This is a genomic window from Blastococcus sp. SYSU DS0828 (assembly GCF_054050975.1).
Map to the genome: position 1 here is coordinate 46,447 of NZ_JBJHAK010000021.1, position 14,621 is coordinate 61,067.

At 75.3% G+C, this 14,621-nt stretch carries 13 protein-coding genes and 1 riboswitch; of the genes, 4 read left to right on the forward strand and 9 right to left on the reverse strand.

What is annotated here, in order from left to right; translation table 11 throughout:
• The first annotated feature begins 1 nt into the window (after position 1).
• On the forward strand, positions 2 to 1,240 hold the full coding sequence (locus tag ACI79Q_RS15855; RefSeq protein WP_456589528.1) for an ornithine cyclodeaminase, nickel-pincer nucleotide-dependent: 1,239 nt from the start codon (positions 2 to 4) through the stop codon (positions 1,238 to 1,240).
• Here the strand turns inward: ACI79Q_RS15855 and ACI79Q_RS15860 are convergent.
• From ACI79Q_RS15860 to ACI79Q_RS15875, 4 genes are read right to left on the reverse strand one after another with little or no spacing between them, the layout of a single operon-like run.
• On the reverse strand, positions 1,237 to 2,226 hold the full coding sequence (locus ACI79Q_RS15860; RefSeq protein WP_456589529.1) for an ROK family glucokinase: 990 nt from the start codon (positions 2,224 to 2,226) through the stop codon (positions 1,237 to 1,239). The two genes, ACI79Q_RS15855 and ACI79Q_RS15860, sit on opposite strands and share 4 nt — an antisense overlap.
• Positions 2,223 to 2,570, reverse strand: a complete 348-nt coding sequence (locus ACI79Q_RS15865) for a hypothetical protein (protein WP_456589530.1) — start codon at positions 2,568 to 2,570, stop codon at positions 2,223 to 2,225. Before ACI79Q_RS15865 ends, ACI79Q_RS15860 begins: the two co-directional genes overlap by 4 nt.
• Positions 2,567 to 3,715 (reverse strand): ArsA family ATPase, encoded by a 1,149-nt coding sequence (locus tag ACI79Q_RS15870; RefSeq protein ID WP_456614991.1) that lies wholly within the window; start codon positions 3,713 to 3,715, stop codon positions 2,567 to 2,569. The genes ACI79Q_RS15865 and ACI79Q_RS15870 overlap by 4 nt, the downstream gene beginning before the upstream one ends.
• Positions 3,716 to 3,720: 5 nt before the next feature.
• Positions 3,721 to 4,152, reverse strand: coding sequence for an SRPBCC family protein (locus ACI79Q_RS15875; RefSeq protein ID WP_456589532.1), 432 nt, complete (start codon positions 4,150 to 4,152; stop codon positions 3,721 to 3,723).
• A 157-nt stretch (positions 4,153 to 4,309) separates the two neighbouring features.
• On the opposite strand from ACI79Q_RS15875, the gene ACI79Q_RS15880 reads away from it, so the two are divergent.
• Complete coding sequence (locus ACI79Q_RS15880; RefSeq protein ID WP_456589533.1) at positions 4,310 to 6,103, forward strand: AMP-dependent synthetase/ligase; 1,794 nt, start codon at positions 4,310 to 4,312, stop codon at positions 6,101 to 6,103.
• A gap of 42 nt (positions 6,104 to 6,145) precedes the next feature.
• Here ACI79Q_RS15880 and ACI79Q_RS15885 read toward each other — a convergent pair whose 3' ends face one another.
• The 5 genes from ACI79Q_RS15885 to ACI79Q_RS15905 all read right to left on the reverse strand — a co-directional run bounded on the left by ACI79Q_RS15885 (position 6,146) and on the right by ACI79Q_RS15905 (position 12,359).
• Positions 6,146 to 7,270 (reverse strand): glycosyltransferase family 4 protein, encoded by a 1,125-nt coding sequence (locus ACI79Q_RS15885; protein ID WP_456597199.1) that lies wholly within the window; start codon positions 7,268 to 7,270, stop codon positions 6,146 to 6,148.
• Positions 7,267 to 8,532: a M48 family metallopeptidase gene (locus tag ACI79Q_RS15890; RefSeq protein ID WP_456614992.1), complete on the reverse strand. Its 1,266-nt coding sequence runs from the start codon at positions 8,530 to 8,532 to the stop codon at positions 7,267 to 7,269. Before ACI79Q_RS15890 ends, ACI79Q_RS15885 begins: the two co-directional genes overlap by 4 nt.
• 240 nt (positions 8,533 to 8,772) lie before the next feature.
• Positions 8,773 to 9,852, reverse strand: a complete 1,080-nt coding sequence (locus ACI79Q_RS15895) for an NlpC/P60 family protein (RefSeq protein ID WP_456614993.1) — start codon at positions 9,850 to 9,852, stop codon at positions 8,773 to 8,775.
• Positions 9,853 to 9,869: 17 nt separating this feature from the next.
• Positions 9,870 to 10,046, reverse strand: a riboswitch (cyclic di-AMP (ydaO/yuaA leader).
• Between the two features lie 175 nt (positions 10,047 to 10,221).
• Positions 10,222 to 10,530: a hypothetical protein gene (locus ACI79Q_RS15900; protein ID WP_456589537.1), complete on the reverse strand. Its 309-nt coding sequence runs from the start codon at positions 10,528 to 10,530 to the stop codon at positions 10,222 to 10,224.
• A gap of 83 nt (positions 10,531 to 10,613) precedes the next feature.
• Positions 10,614 to 12,359, reverse strand: coding sequence for a D-alanyl-D-alanine carboxypeptidase family protein (locus tag ACI79Q_RS15905; protein ID WP_456614994.1), 1,746 nt, complete (start codon positions 12,357 to 12,359; stop codon positions 10,614 to 10,616).
• A gap of 196 nt (positions 12,360 to 12,555) precedes the next feature.
• On the opposite strand from ACI79Q_RS15905, the gene ACI79Q_RS15910 reads away from it, so the two are divergent.
• Both ACI79Q_RS15910 and ACI79Q_RS15915 read left to right on the forward strand, forming a co-directional pair.
• Positions 12,556 to 14,331 carry a DEDD exonuclease domain-containing protein gene (locus tag ACI79Q_RS15910; protein WP_456614995.1) on the forward strand — a complete coding sequence of 592 codons (1,776 nt, stop codon included), beginning with the start codon at positions 12,556 to 12,558 and terminating at the stop codon, positions 14,329 to 14,331.
• Positions 14,328 to 14,615, forward strand: a complete 288-nt coding sequence (locus ACI79Q_RS15915; RefSeq protein ID WP_456589540.1) for an Lrp/AsnC family transcriptional regulator — start codon at positions 14,328 to 14,330, stop codon at positions 14,613 to 14,615. The genes ACI79Q_RS15910 and ACI79Q_RS15915 overlap by 4 nt, the downstream gene beginning before the upstream one ends.
• The last annotated feature ends 6 nt before the right edge of the window (positions 14,616 to 14,621 follow it).

Below are 14,621 nucleotides of genomic sequence, written 5' to 3' on the forward strand. Positions count from 1 at the left end.
CATGCCCACCGCCACCGCCACCGTCACCGTCGCGGGCCACCTGATGGACACCGGCACCCTCGCCCGCATCCTCGACGACGTCCTGGAGTACGGCGGGGACTACCGGATCGCCGACCTGGCCCTGGGGCGCGAGCACGCCGACGAGTCGACGGCGCTGATCGAGATCACCGCCGACGAGGCCGAGCGGCTCGAGCGGATCCTCATGCGGGTGCAGGTCCACGGGGCCAACGCCGTCGACCCGGGGACGGCGACGACCCGCCCCGCCCCCGCGGACGGGGTCTTCCCGGACGACTTCTACTCGACCACCAACCTGGAGACCCTCGTCCGCCTGGACGGGGAGTGGCTGCGGGTACGCAACCCGGAGATGGACTGCGGCCTGGTGGTGTCCACCGAGGAGACCGGCACGGTCGTGCGCACGGTGCCCGTGAGCGACGTGCGCGCGGGAGACACCGTCGTCTGCGGGGCCCAGGGGGTGCGGGTGGAGCTGCCCGTGCAGGCCCCACGCGGCACGGAGGACGACTTCGGGTTCATGTCCTCCACGGTGTCCAGCGAGAAGCCCCAGGCGCTGCTGGTCCGGCAGATCGCCGAGCGCATGCGCGAGGTCAGGGCCGCCGGGAAGCGGGTGCTGTGGGTGGGCGGGCCGGCCGTGGTGCACACCGGCGCCGCCCCCGCGATGGTGCGGCTGATCCGCGCCGGCTACGTCGACGTCCTCTTCGCCGGCAACGCCCTGGCCACCCACGACATCGAGTCGGCGCTGTTCGGTACCTCGCTGGGGGTCGACCTCGCGAAGGGCTCGGGGGTGCCGCACGGCCACGAGCACCACATCCGCGCGATCAACACGATCCGGGCGGCCGGCTCCATCCCGGCGGCCGTCGACTCCGGCGTCCTCACCGGCGGGGTCATGCACGCGATGGTGCAGGCGGGGAGACCGTTCGTGCTGGTCGGCTCGGTGCGCGACGACGGGCCGCTGCCCGACGTGCACACCGACGTGATCGAGGGTCAGCGCGCGATGCGCGCCGAGCTGCACGACGTCGGCTTCGCGATCATGGTGGCGACGATGCTGCACTCCATCGCCACCGGGAACATCCTGCCGGCGTCGATCCCGCTGGTCTGCGTCGACATCAACCCGGCCACGGTCACCAAGCTGGCCGACCGGGGCAGCGCACAGGCGATCGGCATCGTCACCGACATCGGCCTGTTCCTGGAGCAGCTGGCCCGGGAGCTGGCGCCGGCGGACTAGGCCTCGCCCTCGGCGACGGCCCTCCGCACCAGGTCGGCCGCGCCCACGATGCCGGCCTGCGGCCCCAGTTCGGCGACGACGACCCGGGGGCCGGGGCGGAAGCCGCGGCCGGGCAGGGCGCGCTCCAGCCGCTCCCGGGCGGGCCGCAGCACCATCTCGCCGAGCACGCTGACCCCGCCGCCGATCACCACGACCTCGGGGTCGAGCACCGCCGCCAGGTCGGCGATCCCCTGGCCCAGCCAGTACCCCACGTCGGTGACCAGCTCGAGCGCCAGCGGGTCGCCGTCGTAGGCGGCGCGGGCCACGTGCTCGCCGGTCAGCCGGTCGGGCTCGCAGTCGACCCGCTCCAGCAGCAGCGCGGCGGCCGCCGGCGAGGTGCGGGCCACCTCCCGCGCGGTCTGGCCCAGCGCCGTCCCGCTGGCGTACTGCTCCCAGCAGCCCCGGTTGCCGCAGGCGCACAGCCGCCCGTCGGGGACCACGCGCATGTGCCCCCACTCCCCCGCGACCCCGTGCGAGCCCCGGCGCAGCCGCCCGTCGAGCACGATGCCGCCCCCGATGCCGGTGCCGAGGGTGATCATCAGCGCCAGGTCGGCACCCCGGGCGGCGCCGTAGCGGTACTCGGCCCACGCCGCGGCGTCGGCGTCGTTGCCCACCCACAGCGGGCGCTGCAGCCGCGCGCCCAGGTCCTTGCGCAGGGTGGAGTTCCGCCACGCCAGGTGCGGGCTGAACAGCACGGTGTCCCCCGTGCGGTCGAACCAGCCGGCGGCACCCACGCCGACGCCGACGACCTCGTCCCCCAGCCCCCCGGCGAGCTCGTCGACGACGGCCGCGATGGCGTCCTCGGTGTCGCTCACCGAGGCGCCGGGCGTCGCCCGCCGCGCGGTGGCCACGATCGTGCCGTCGGGCGCCACCAGCCCACCGGCGACCTTGGTGCCGCCGATGTCGATGCCGAGCGCCGGGCGGGCCGTCACCCCCGGCCCGGTCACGCGATGTCGATCCGCTGGACGGCCGGCTGGCCGGTGGACTGCTCGGTGGGCTGCTCGGGGGGCTGCTCGGGGGCGCGGTCGCCGGTCGCCGAGGTGGCGCCGCCGGCGCCCTGGTCCTCCGCGAACGCCCGGAGCGCGGCCGCGGTGGTGGTGAGGACGTCGGCCAGCGCGGCGGTCACCTCGGGACGCTCACCACGGACGACGGCGGCCGCCTGGCAGACCGGGCACCAGCGGCAGTCCCCGCCATGCCCGTCGCCGGAAGCGGCGGCGGGCCGCTCGGCGCTGGCCCGGACGACGTCGAACAGGCGGCGGGCCTGGTCGAGCCAGTCGGCACCGGTGGTCATCTGATCCTCCCCTCGGCCGCCAGGAGGTCGGCCGGCCACTGCTGCGGATCCGGGCGGAAACTGACCTCGAGGCGGGCGTCGGCGGTGCCGGGGGCGAGCAGCCGTCCCCCCGTCACCTCGCACCGGCGCAGCAGCGAGTCCAGGCGCAGCGAACGACGATCCTCCCCTACCGACAGCACGAGGTCATCGCCCCACCGGGTCAGCCCCACGGCGGCGCGGTCGGCGAAGGGCAGCGGGACGACCAACTGCCACCCGGCCCCGCCCCGGTGCGGGGCCGGTCTCGCCGGCCCGCCGGACGCCGGGAGATCCAGCCCGTCCAGCAGGGCCCGGGCACCGGCCACGTCCGCCGGTGAGGCCGGCAGCTCGGGGACGTCGTGCACGGCGGCCACCTCCGCCAGCCGGGACCGGGCGGCGTCCTGCTCGGCGATGCGTCCCGCCCACCACTCCCCCGGACCGCCGACCGGCAGCACCCGGGCGAGCACGGTGGCGACCCGCAACCCGTGCAGGGCCAGCACGGTCGCCGCGTTCCGCAGCTCCGGCACGGCGGGGCCGCGGGCGGCGGCGGCCAGCCAGACCGCCGTGGCGGTCGGGTCGGCCAGCCGCTCCTGCGCGAGCAGCCGCTCGAGCCCGGGCAGCGCGGCGAGCAGCGCGTCCACCGGTCCCTGGCGGGCCGCCCCCGCCGCCACCGTCGCCGTCCGCACGGCGGCCAGCGCCCGGGCCGTCGGCGGCAGCGCCTGGTCCAGCCACCAGCGCAGGACGCCGGGCAGGGCCGCCAGCGCGAGGCCGTCCCGCAGGGGGCCGGCGTCGACCACCACCAGGTCGGCGTCGGCGGAGCCGAGGGCCGCCATCAGCGCGAGCTCCTCGGCGCCCGGCAGCGGCACCACCGAGCTGGCCGGCGGCAGCTCCAGGTGCGGCAGCAGCGCACCGAGCGCACCGGCGTGGGCTCCCCACAGGTCCTCGACCGCCCGGCGCCCCTGCACGCGCAGCGTGCGCAGCCCCGGGACCTCGTCGAGGCCGGGCACGGGTGGCGGCTGCCGGGAGAGCAGCAGCGTGCGCCGGCCCTCCTGGGCGGCGCGGACGGCCGCGGCGGCCGCCAGCGTCGAGGAGCCCGTCCCGCCGGGGCCGGTGACCAGGAGGGTGCGCACTCGGCTCAGCCCTCGACGCGCTTCTTGAGCTCCTTGAGCGCGGTGTCGAGGATGACCTTCTCCGCCTTGCGCTTGATCATGCCGAGCATCGGGATGGAGAGGTCGATGGTGATCGAGTAGGTGACCTCGGTGCGGCCGCCGGTCTCGGCGAGGGTGTAGGAGCCCTCCTGCCGCTTCTGCATCTGTCCCTGGACCAGCGTCCAGGAGACCCGGCGGTCGTCGTCCCAGGTGTACTCGAGGACGTAGTCGTCCTTCACCGCGCCGGCGTCCAGCACGAAGTGCACCCGCCGGGCCCGGCCGTCCGCGCCGGTCTCGAGGACCTCGACCTTCTTCGCGGCGGTCACCCACTGCGGATACGAGGGGAAGTCGGCGATCACCGCCATGACCTCGGCCGCAGGCGCCTCGACGACGATCGACTGGGTGGACTGGTCGGCCATGGGCAGCAGGCTAGCCGCTCCCCGCCGTGCCCGGCCCCCGTACACCACGGCACTCGGCTACTCCCGGGTAGCACCAGCCGCTAGATTGTTCGGACGTCCCCGTACCGGGGCCGCGGGCGACGGTGCCTCCGGACGGTCGGGGAGGAAAGGACCGGGCGTGCGCGAGTTCAGCGTTCCAGCAACCCACGAGGTGGGCCCCGACGAGGCCCTCACCGACATGCTCACGACCAACGTCGCCGAGCACGGGAACGAGGTCGGCCTCCGGCGCCGGGTGGACGGCCGCTGGACCGACGTGACCTGGCAGCAGTTCGGCGAGGAGGTCCGCGGCGTCGCCAAGGGCCTGATCGCCGCGGGGGTGGCCGCCGGCGACCGCGTCGCCCTGCAGGCCAAGACGCGCTACGAGTGGACCGTCCTCGACTACGCCATCTGGACCGCCGGCGCGGTCGTCGTCCCGGTCTACGAGACCTCCAGTGCCGACCAGGTGGCGTGGATCCTCTCCGACTCCGGGGCCACGGTCGCCGTCGTCGAGCGCGACGAGCACGCCGCCGCCATCGAGTCGATCCGGGACCAGGCGCCCGAGCTGAAGGCCGTCTTCGTCATCGACGACGGCGCGGTCGAGCAGCTGACCGCGACCGGCCGGGAGGTGCCCGACAGCGAGCTCGACGCCCGCCGGGCCACGCTCCACGCCGACAGCCCGGCCACGCTGATCTACACCAGCGGCACCACGGGCCGCCCCAAGGGCTGCGAGCTGACGCACGCCAACTTCCTGTTCGAGATCGGCAACGGCATCACGCTGCTCGACCGGTTCATGAACGTGCAGGGCTCGCTCCTGCTGTTCATCCCGCTGGCCCACGTGCTCGCCCGCGTGCTGCAGGTCGGCGCCATCAAGAACCGCACCGTCATCGGCCACACGCCCGACGTGAAGAACCTCGTCGAGGACCTCGGCGAGTTCAGGCCGACGTTCGTGCTCGCCGTCCCCCGGGTCTTCGAGAAGGTCTTCAACTCGGCCAAGGCCAAGGCGGAGGGCGACGGCAAGGGCAAGATCTTCGACCGGGCCGCACAGGTGGCCATCGATTGGTCCCGCGCCCAGGACACCGGCGGCCCGGGGCTGGGCCTGCGCGTGCAGCACGCGCTGTTCGAGAAGCTGGTCTACGGCAAGCTGCGGGCCGCCCTGGGCGGGCGCTGCCTGGGTGCCATCTCCGGCGGTGCCCCGCTGGGTGAGCGGCTCGGCCACTTCTTCCGCGGCATCGGCGTCACCGTCTTCGAGGGCTACGGCCTCACCGAGACCACCGCGGCCGCCTCGGTGAACCACGACGCGGCCCTGCGCATCGGCACCGTCGGCCGGCCGCTGCCCGGTGTCACGTTCCGGATCGCCGAGGACGGCGAGGTGCTCATCCGGGGCGGCATCGTCATGCGCGGCTACTGGAACAACCCGGAGGCGACGAAGGAGGCCATCGACTCCGAGGGCTTCTTCCACTCCGGTGACATCGGCGAGCTCGACTCGGACGGCTTCCTCAGGATCACCGGCCGGAAGAAGGAGATCCTGGTGACCGCGGGCGGCAAGAACGTCGCCCCGGCGGTGCTGGAGGACCGGCTGCGCGCCCACCGGCTGGTCAGCCAGTGCATCGTCGTCGGCGACCAGCGGCCCTACATCGCCGCGCTGGTGACCCTCGACGAAGAGGCGCTGCCGCAGTGGCTGGAGTCCAGGGGCAAGGACACCTCCCTCACCGCGGCCCAGCTGCGGGAGGACCCCGACGTGCTCGCCGAGCTCGACGCCGCGGTGCAGGAGGCCAACAAGGCGGTCTCCCAGGCCGAGGCGATCAAGAAGTTCACGGTGCTGGCCACTGACTTCACCGAGGACAACGGGATGCTGACGCCCAGCCTGAAGCTGAAGCGCAACGTGGTCATGAAGGAGTTCGGCTCCGACGTGGACGCGCTCTACAGCCGCTGAACGCCGCGTACCGAGGCCCGCCGCGCCCCTGCGCGGCGGGCCTCAGTGCTTCGTGAGGAGCTCGTCGAACGTCGCGGCGATCGAGGTCCAGGACCACCGCTGCTCCACCCAGGCCCGCCCGGCCAGGCCCATCGCCCGGGCGCGCCCCGGGTCGTCGAGCAACCCCACCAGCGCCGTCGCCACCGCCTCCGGTGACCGCGGGTCCACCACGTGCCCGGTGACGCCGTCGCGCACCGCCTCCGGCGCACCGCCCGAGGTGCCCGCGACGACCGGGCGGGCGCAGGCCGCGGCCTCGAGGAAGACCATGCCGAGGCCCTCGACGTCGAGTCCCCCGCGCCGGGTGCGGCAGGGCATGGCGAACACGTCTCCGGCGGCGTAGTGCGCCGGCAGCTCGTCGTGGTCCACCGGGCCGGTCAGCACGACGGAGCCCTGCAGGCCGCGGGCGGCGATCGCACGACGCAGCTTGCCCTCGTCCGGCCCACCACCGACCAGCAGCAACCGGGCCCCCGGGTGACGGGCGAGCACCCGCGGCCACCCCGCCACGAGCACGTCCTGCCCCTTGCGGGCGACCAGCCGGGAGACGCAGACGACCACCGGTGCGTCACCGAGCCCGTGGCGGGCACGCACCGCCGTCCCGTCGACCCCGGGGGCGAACCGGTCGACGTCGACCCCGGGCGAGAGCTGGGCCAGCCGGGTGCGGCCCCCGAGCGGCGGGGCGAGGCGCTCGCGGGTGTACTCGCTGATGTAGGTGAGGACGTCCAGCCCCGTGGCGATCCGCTGCATCACCTGCCGGCTGCCCGGGAGGGCGACCCAGCCGGTCTCGTGGCCGTGCGTGGCGCCGACCAGGTGCCGGACCCCGGCGGCGCGCAGTGCGGGCGCGAGCAGCCCCAGCGGCGCGGCCGCCCCGAAGAACGCGGTGTCGCAGCCGTACCGCTCCACCAGCTCCACGGCCGCGCGGGCGGTCGCCCGCGTCGGGAGGAGCATCCCGGTCGGCCGGCGCACCACCGGATAGGGCAGGGATCGGTCGTGCTCGGCCGAGCCCGGTGCGTCCGACGCCAGCACGACCAGCGAGTCCGGCGGCCGTCGCTCCAGCAGCGCCGCCACGAAGGTCTGGATGCCCCCTTGCCGGGGCGGGAAGTCGTTGGTGACGACGAGCGTCCGGCTCACGGCCCCTCCAGGCGCGCCCAGTCCTCGGCCATCGCGATGCGCTGCGCGGTCGTGGGGTGGCTGCCGAAGAACCAGTGCCAGGCCGCCGGCGGGTCCGGATCGCCGAGGTTGGCCGTGGCGAGCCGCTGCTGCATGGCGATGAAGGCCTCCGGATCGCGGGTGAGGTCGAGGGCGTGCAGGTCCGCGCGGGCCTCGACCTGGCGCGACACCAGGTTCTGCACGGGTGTGGCCAGCAGGCTGCCCACGGCGACGAGGAACAGCAGCAGGGGGACCACGCGGGGGTCGCCGGCCGAGGGCGCCCCGGCGCGGCGCAGCAGCGGCGTCCACGTCAGCAACCAGCCGAGCAGGGCGGTCGCCGCGCCCGCGCCGAGCGCGCCCATGAGCGTGCCGGTGAGGACGTCGTCGGTGGCGACGTGCCCGAGCTCGTGCGCCGAGATCGACTCGATCTCCGCGTCGGGCAGCTCGCCGAGGACGGTGTCGTAGACCACGATGCGCCGGGTGGAGCCGAACCCGGAGACGTAGGCGTTCAGCGCCGTGGTCCGCCGGGAGGCGTCGGAGACCAGCACGTCCTGCACCGGGGTGCCGTTCTCCTCGGCGAGCGCCAGCAGGTCACTGCGCAGCTCACCCGCCGGCAGCGGCTCGAAGGAGTTGAACGCCGGCTCGATGACCACCGGGTAGAGGAACGAGCCGACGACGACGAAGCCGGCCACTGCCGCCCCGCCCCAGGCCCACCAGGTGCGCGGCGCGCGACGGACCAGCCACAGGAAGGCCAGCACCACGACCACTGTCAGCGCCGCGCTGATGGCCCACGAGACGGCGACGTCGCGCAGCCAGAGCCCCCAGCCGCGGGTGGACAGGCCGTAGCGCGTGCGCACGGACTCCGCGTAGGCGGAGATCGGCAGGGTCACGGCGCGGCCCAGGAGGAGCAGGACCGGCACCCCCAGCACCACCCGCACGACCCAGCGGTCCCTCCACCGCGCCCCCAGCGACCGCATCAGGCGGGCCCCCAGCGGGGTGAGCCCCAGCACGGCCGAGACCGCCAGCCCGAGGACGAGGGAGAGCAGCGACGCGGGTCGCAGGGCGGCGGCGAAGGCCTCCGCGCGCTCGATCGCCGCGGGATCCAGGCCGGCGGTCGGGTCGGGCTCGGTGTGCCCTCCGGGCGGTTCGGGCACCACGTCCCACGGGGTGCGGACGACGATGACGACGACGACGGCGATCCCCAGCAGGGCCGCGGCCACCAGGGCGGCCCGGCGAACGCTCACCCGGCCGATCCTAGGCGGGCCAACCGCAGCGGCCCGTCCCGGTTCGGGGACGTGCTGGGCGGCCGGCATCCTGCTCGACCCGGTCGCGAGGCCCGCCCTCACCGTGTTCCCGTCCTCCGGGCCTGCCCGAGATCCTCGGGATCGGGCCCTCGGTCACCTGACCGGCCAGCGACCGCGAGGGCCGGCGACCCCTGTCGGGATCACCGGCCCTCGTTCCTCGCTGCGATGCTCCCGGAGCCGTCAGCCGGCGATGCGACGGGCGCTGTTGTAGTTCCCCATCGAGTCCACGCTCGCCACCTTCACCGGCTGGCCGGAGGTGGAGGCGTGCACCATCTGGCCGTTGCCGATGTACATGCCCACGTGGCTCACCGGGCTGTAGAAGAACAGCAGGTCGCCAGGCTGCAGCTCGCCGCGCGCGACGGGCCTGCCCATCTGGCTCTGCGACCGGCTGGAGTGCGGCAGCATCACACCCGCCGCGGCGTAGGCGTACGACGTCAGCCCCGAGCAGTCGAAGGCGTTCGGCCCGCCGGCACCCCACACGTACGGGTCGCCGATCTGGGCGAGCGCGGTGTTCACCGCCACCTGGGCGGCCGAGCTCGGCGCGATGACGGCGCCGGTGGGCGCCGGGAGGCCGGTACCACCGTGGGCCTGCGCCACCTGCTCCTGCTGCGGCGCGGTGAGCGCCTCGTACCGGCGCTGGTAGTCGGCGATCTTCGCCTCGAGCTCCTCCTGTTGGGCGGCGATCTGCTCCACCGTCCGCCGGGCGTCCGCCGCGGCCTCCTCGGCGGCGTCGCGGGCCTGCTCCGCGTCCTCGGCCGCGCGCGACACCTCGGTGAGCACCTCGCTGGTGTGCCCGGCGATGGCGTCGAGGGTGCCCAGCTGGTCGACCAGCTGGTCGGCCGAGGTGCTGGTCAGCAGGACGTCGAGCGGCGACATGCCGCTGCCGGTGTAGACGCTGCGGGCCAGCCGGCGCATGTGGCCGTCGAGGGAGCCGAGCCGGCCCTCCGCCTCCGCGACCGCCTCGCTCGCGGCCTGCGCGTCGCGCTGGTGGCCCTCAAGGACGACGCGCGCCTCGTTCAGCTGCTCGGAGACGACCTCCAGCTCGTGGCTGGCCTCGGCCACCTGGGCGGCGATCTCGTCGGCGGTGCCGGGGACCGCCGACGCGGTACCCGGGAGGACGGTGACGGTCAGGGCTGCGACGGCGCTGACCAGGAGCCCCGAACGGAGCGGTCCGAAGCGGCGGGCGCTGGCGGAGCTGCGCCGGCCGGCGGTGTGGAGTTGTTCGGGGGCGTGCGTCAGTAGTGCGTGAGGGGTCGCCACGTGCGGCGGCTCTCCGTTTCTTCCACTTCGACCGCCGACCGAGTTAGCTGACGGGTTCGGGCTGGGAAGACTGGCCCTATCCCCCACCCACCGGCGAGCCGGCGGCGGGAGAACTCACCCCAGAGTGCGGTGGGTCCCCGGTACACCTCGGGCGCAGTGGTGCGCGCCACGCGGTGATTAGGCGGTGTCCGGTCGAGGCCATCCATCGATGGATGACGACCACCCGGCCGAACGGAGGGAACCCTACGACCGTGATGCGCCTGTGACAAACGGGGACAGCTGAGACGTGTGCGACGGGCGCCTGGCCGCCCACCTGGGCATTCACCCGATCGGGTGGTCACCCGGCCCTCGCCGCGGGTGCGGCGGCGATCAGCCGGTGCGCCGTCCGGACCGCTCCCCGCCGTGCCCGTCGGGATGCCGCAGCGGGGGAACCAGGCCCCCCTCGGCCAGCGCGCGCACGGCGCTGCGTTCCACCTCGTCGAACTCCACCACCACGCCCGGCGGTGGCACGACGACGTCCTCGGCGGCCGCGGCCGGCCCGCCACGCGGCCGCCCGGTCATCGGCACGACGACCGGGTCGCCCCCCTGCCACCCGGGCGGGGCTCCCAGCAGCACGGTCACGACGCAGTCGGCGCAGCCGGTCCCGCGGGCGGTGCAGGTGTCGCAATCGATGAGCATCGCTTCTTCTCCTCCGTGAGTTGCTGCGCACGGTAGGAAGGGCCACCGACATTTCCGCCGCGCCACCGACGGCTCGCGCCGGATCAGCTGCCCGCGAACTCCCAGTGCCACGGCTCCTCGCGCCCGTTGCCCGGATCGGCCCACGTGGGGTGCAGGAAGCCGAACCGGCCGGCGTTGGCAGCCATCCAGGCGTACTGCGGGGTGCCGAACGTCTCGACGCCACCGCACAGGTCCACCGCCAGACCCCAGCCGTGGTTGCTGGTGCCGGGCACCGCGGCCAGGGCCGGCTTCTCCCCGTACAGCCGCACCTGGCTTGCGTAGGTCCGGTAGGAGTCGGTGATGCACAACGGGCTGCCGAAGGCGGTCGCGTAGGCCGCCGACATGGCGCGGTAGGCGGCGGCCGCGTCGCAGCGCAGCGCGTGCCCGCCGACGCCCAGCGGGCACATGGCGCTGGGCGGGATGAGGCCGTTCGGGTAGCCGCCCCATGCGCGGGCTCCGTCGTAGCTGGGCGGGTAGACGGTGTTGCCGCACTCGGTCCGCAGCGCCCCCGCGGCCGGCCCCGGGACGGCGACAGGGGGCCGCTGGCCGAGGACCGGGCGGCCGATCGCCAGCACCTGGTCGCCCGGCAGCGTGCGCACCACGACCGCGCCGGCCCGCGCGTCAGCGGTCAGCATGGTCCGCGGGTCCAGGGCGATGCCCACGTGCCCGAGCCCCGCCTCCGGGGAGCCCAGGAAGACCAGGTCGCCGGGGAGGACGTCGGCGCGGTCCACCGGCACGGCGCTCGCGAACAGCTCCTCCTGCGTCGCGGGCAGCTGGACACCGGCCCGGCCGTAGGCCACCCGGACCAGTGCGCCGCAGTCCCAGGACTCCGGCCCCGCCGTCCCCGGCGCGTACGGCTGCCCCAGGGCCTCCATCGCGCCGCTGACGGCGGCGAGGGTCTCGGCGGGCAGCACCAGGAGCGAACTCGGCCGCCCGGGCAGCTGGGCCACCCCGCGCTGCGCGCCGCCCCCGGCGGCGCCCACCGGAGCCAGGCGGTCGGGGAGGCTGCGCTCGGGTTCCCGCAGCGCAGCGGCGGGCACGTCCGCGAGGCCGGCGGTCCGGAGCTGGTCGACGTAGGCCCGCCAGCTGGCCGCCGTCTGCTCGTTCACCGACGCCTGCTCCCCCTGGAGCGCCGCCAGCTGCCGGTCGACGACGGCGAGCGTGTCGTGCAGCTCCGTGGTGACCGCGTCGGCGGCCGCCTCCAGCGCGGCCACCCGCGCGGCCACCTCGTCCGCCCGCCCCTGGGCCGCGTCGAGCGCGGCCTGGGCGCGCTGCTGCTGGTCCAGGGCGGCGCGCCGGTGGCTCTCCGCGATGCCGATGAGGTGGGCGAGGTGCGCGTCGACGGCGTCGAGGAAGCCCATGCCGGCGAGGACCTCCCCTGGATCCCCACCGGCGAGCAGGAGCGTGAGGGGGGTGAGGGCGCCACCGTCCCGGTAGACGGCGACGGCGTACCCGGCGACCTCGCGCTGGTGCCCGGCCAGCACGCCCCGGGCGTCCTCGAGCACCGCCCTCGCCTCGTCCACCGACCGCTGCGCCTCGGCCAGCGCCTCGCGTGCGGCGACGACCTGCCCCTGGCGCGCGCGGAGGTCCTCCTGGACCTCGGCGGCCCGCCGTTGCAGCTGGTCCAGGTCGCGGCTGTCCAGCACGCCGGAGGTGCCACCCGGCTGGTCGCTGGGCGCGGCGGCCACCGGCCCGGCGGGCAGCAGCACGGCCGCGCCCGCCACCAGCACCGCGGCCACCGCGCACCGCCGGGCCCGGGCGGGCGGGCGCCACCTGGAGCGCGCGGGCATCACCGACCACCTCTGCCTGCGGGCCGGTCGCACCGGACGCGACGGCCACTGGCAGGCATGGTGTCCCGATCGGGGCCGGAACACCAGGTCCCACTCGATGCGGGCAGCCCCGGACCCCCCGGTCAGGGGGCCGGTGCGCGGCCGGCCCCGGCGCGCGTCCCCCGGAGTGTCAGCCCCCCGACCTAGCGTCCGCCCCGTGGCACCCTCCCCCGCACCGCTGCGCTACCAGCAGGTCTCCATCGAGGAGGTCGGGACACCGCTGGCGCAGGTCACGTTCGTCGTCGTGGACCTGGAGACCACCGGCGGGTCCCCGAAGGACAGCGCCATCACCGAGATCGGGGCCGTGCGCGTCCGCGGCGGGCAGGTGCTCGGCGAGTTCCAGACCCTCGTCGACCCAGGCCACGAGATCCCGCCCTACATCAGCGTGCTGACCGGGATCACCTCGACGATGGTCGCCACGGCCCCGCGGATCGGCGCCGTGCTCCCCACCTTCCTCGAGTTCGCCCGCGGCGCCGTCCTGGTCGCCCACAACGCCCCGTTCGACCTCGGGTTCCTCAAGGCGGCGTGCGCCGAGAACGGCCTGGTGTGGCCCACGGCGGCGTCCGTCGACACCGCCGTCCTCGCCCGGCGGCTGCTCAGCCGGGACGAGGTGCCCAACTGCAAGCTGGCCACCCTGGCCCCGTACTTCTCCGCCACCACCTCGCCCACGCACCGGGCCCTGGACGACGCGCGGGCCACGGTGGACGTGCTGCACGGCCTCTTCGAGCGGCTCGGCCCCCTCGGCGTCACCACCCTCGAGGAGCTGACCGGGCTGACCCGGCAGGTCGATCCGGAGCGTCGGCGGAAGCGGCACCTGGCCGACGCCGTCCCCAGCGGCCCCGGCGTCTACCTGTTCCGCGGCCCCGGGGACGAGCCGCTCTACGTGGGCACCTCCAGCGACCTCCGCAGCCGGGTCCGCAGCTACTTCACCTCGGGCGAGCAGCGCAGCCGCATCACCGAGATGGTCGGCCTCGCCCAGCGGGTGGAGCCGATCCCGTGCGCGCACGCGCTCGAGGCCGCGGTCCGCGAACTGCGGCTCATCGCCCGCCACAAGCCGCGGTACAACAGGCGGTCCCGCTTCCCCGAGCGCGCGCTGTGGGTCCGGCTCACCGACGAGCCCTTCCCGCGGCTGTCGGTGGTCCGCCGGGTCCGCCCCGACGCCGGCGTGTTCCTCGGGCCGTTCCCCGACCGCCGCGCCGCGGACGCCGCCGTGGCCGCCGTCCACGAGGTGCTGCCGCTGCGGCAGTGCACCGCCCGGCTCTCCCCCCGCACGCCGGTCAACGCCTGCGCGCTGGCCGACATGGGGCGTTGCGGCGCCCCCTGCACCGGCGCCCAGTCGGTTCCCGAGTACGCCGGCGTGGCGGCGGTCTTCGCCGCCGCGGTGGGCCACGACCCCCGTCCCCTGCTCGCCCCGCTGCTGGACCGGGTGGAGCGGCTCGCCGCCGAGGAGCGCTACGAGGACGCCGCCGTGCTGCGCGACCGGGTCGCCGTGCTGGTCCGGGCCCTCCGCCGTCGGCAACGGCTCGAGTCGCTGGCTGCCGTGCCCGAGCTCGTGCTGGCCCGTCCCGACGGCCAGGGCGGGTGGGAGCTGTCCGTCGTCCGGCTGGGGCGCCTCGCCGCGGCCGGGAACGCGCCGCGTGGCACCACCGTGCGGAGCGTGCTGCCGGGCCTGCTCGCGACCGCGGAGACCGTTCCCGGTGCGGACGACCCGACGTCGGTCGACGAGACCGAGCTCGTCCTCCGCTGGCTGGAGAAGCCCGGCACCCGGTTGGTGCAACTGACCGGCACCCTCGCCTCCCCCGCACCCGGCACCGGCGCCTACAGCGGGTTCCTGGCGCGGGTGGAGTCCGGGCGTGACGCGCAGGACCCCTTCGCCGACGGGCGGTCGCTGGGCACCCGCGCCCGGCCGGAGCGGATAGCATCCCCCGCGTGATCACCGCCATCGTGATGATCGACGCCGCCACCGACTCGATCGCCGAGGTCGCCCAGGCCGTCGCCGAGCTCGACGGGGTCAGCGAGGTCTACTCCGTCGCCGGCGATGCCGATCTGATCGCCATCGTCCGCGTCCGCGAGTTCGAGCAGGTCGCGGAGGTCATCGCCGGCCGGATCAACAAGGTCGCGGGAGTCCTCGACACCGACACCCACATCGCCTTCCGCGCCTACTCGCGCCACGACCTCGAGGCAGCCTTCTCCATCGGCTTCGACACCGAAGCCTGAGCGGCC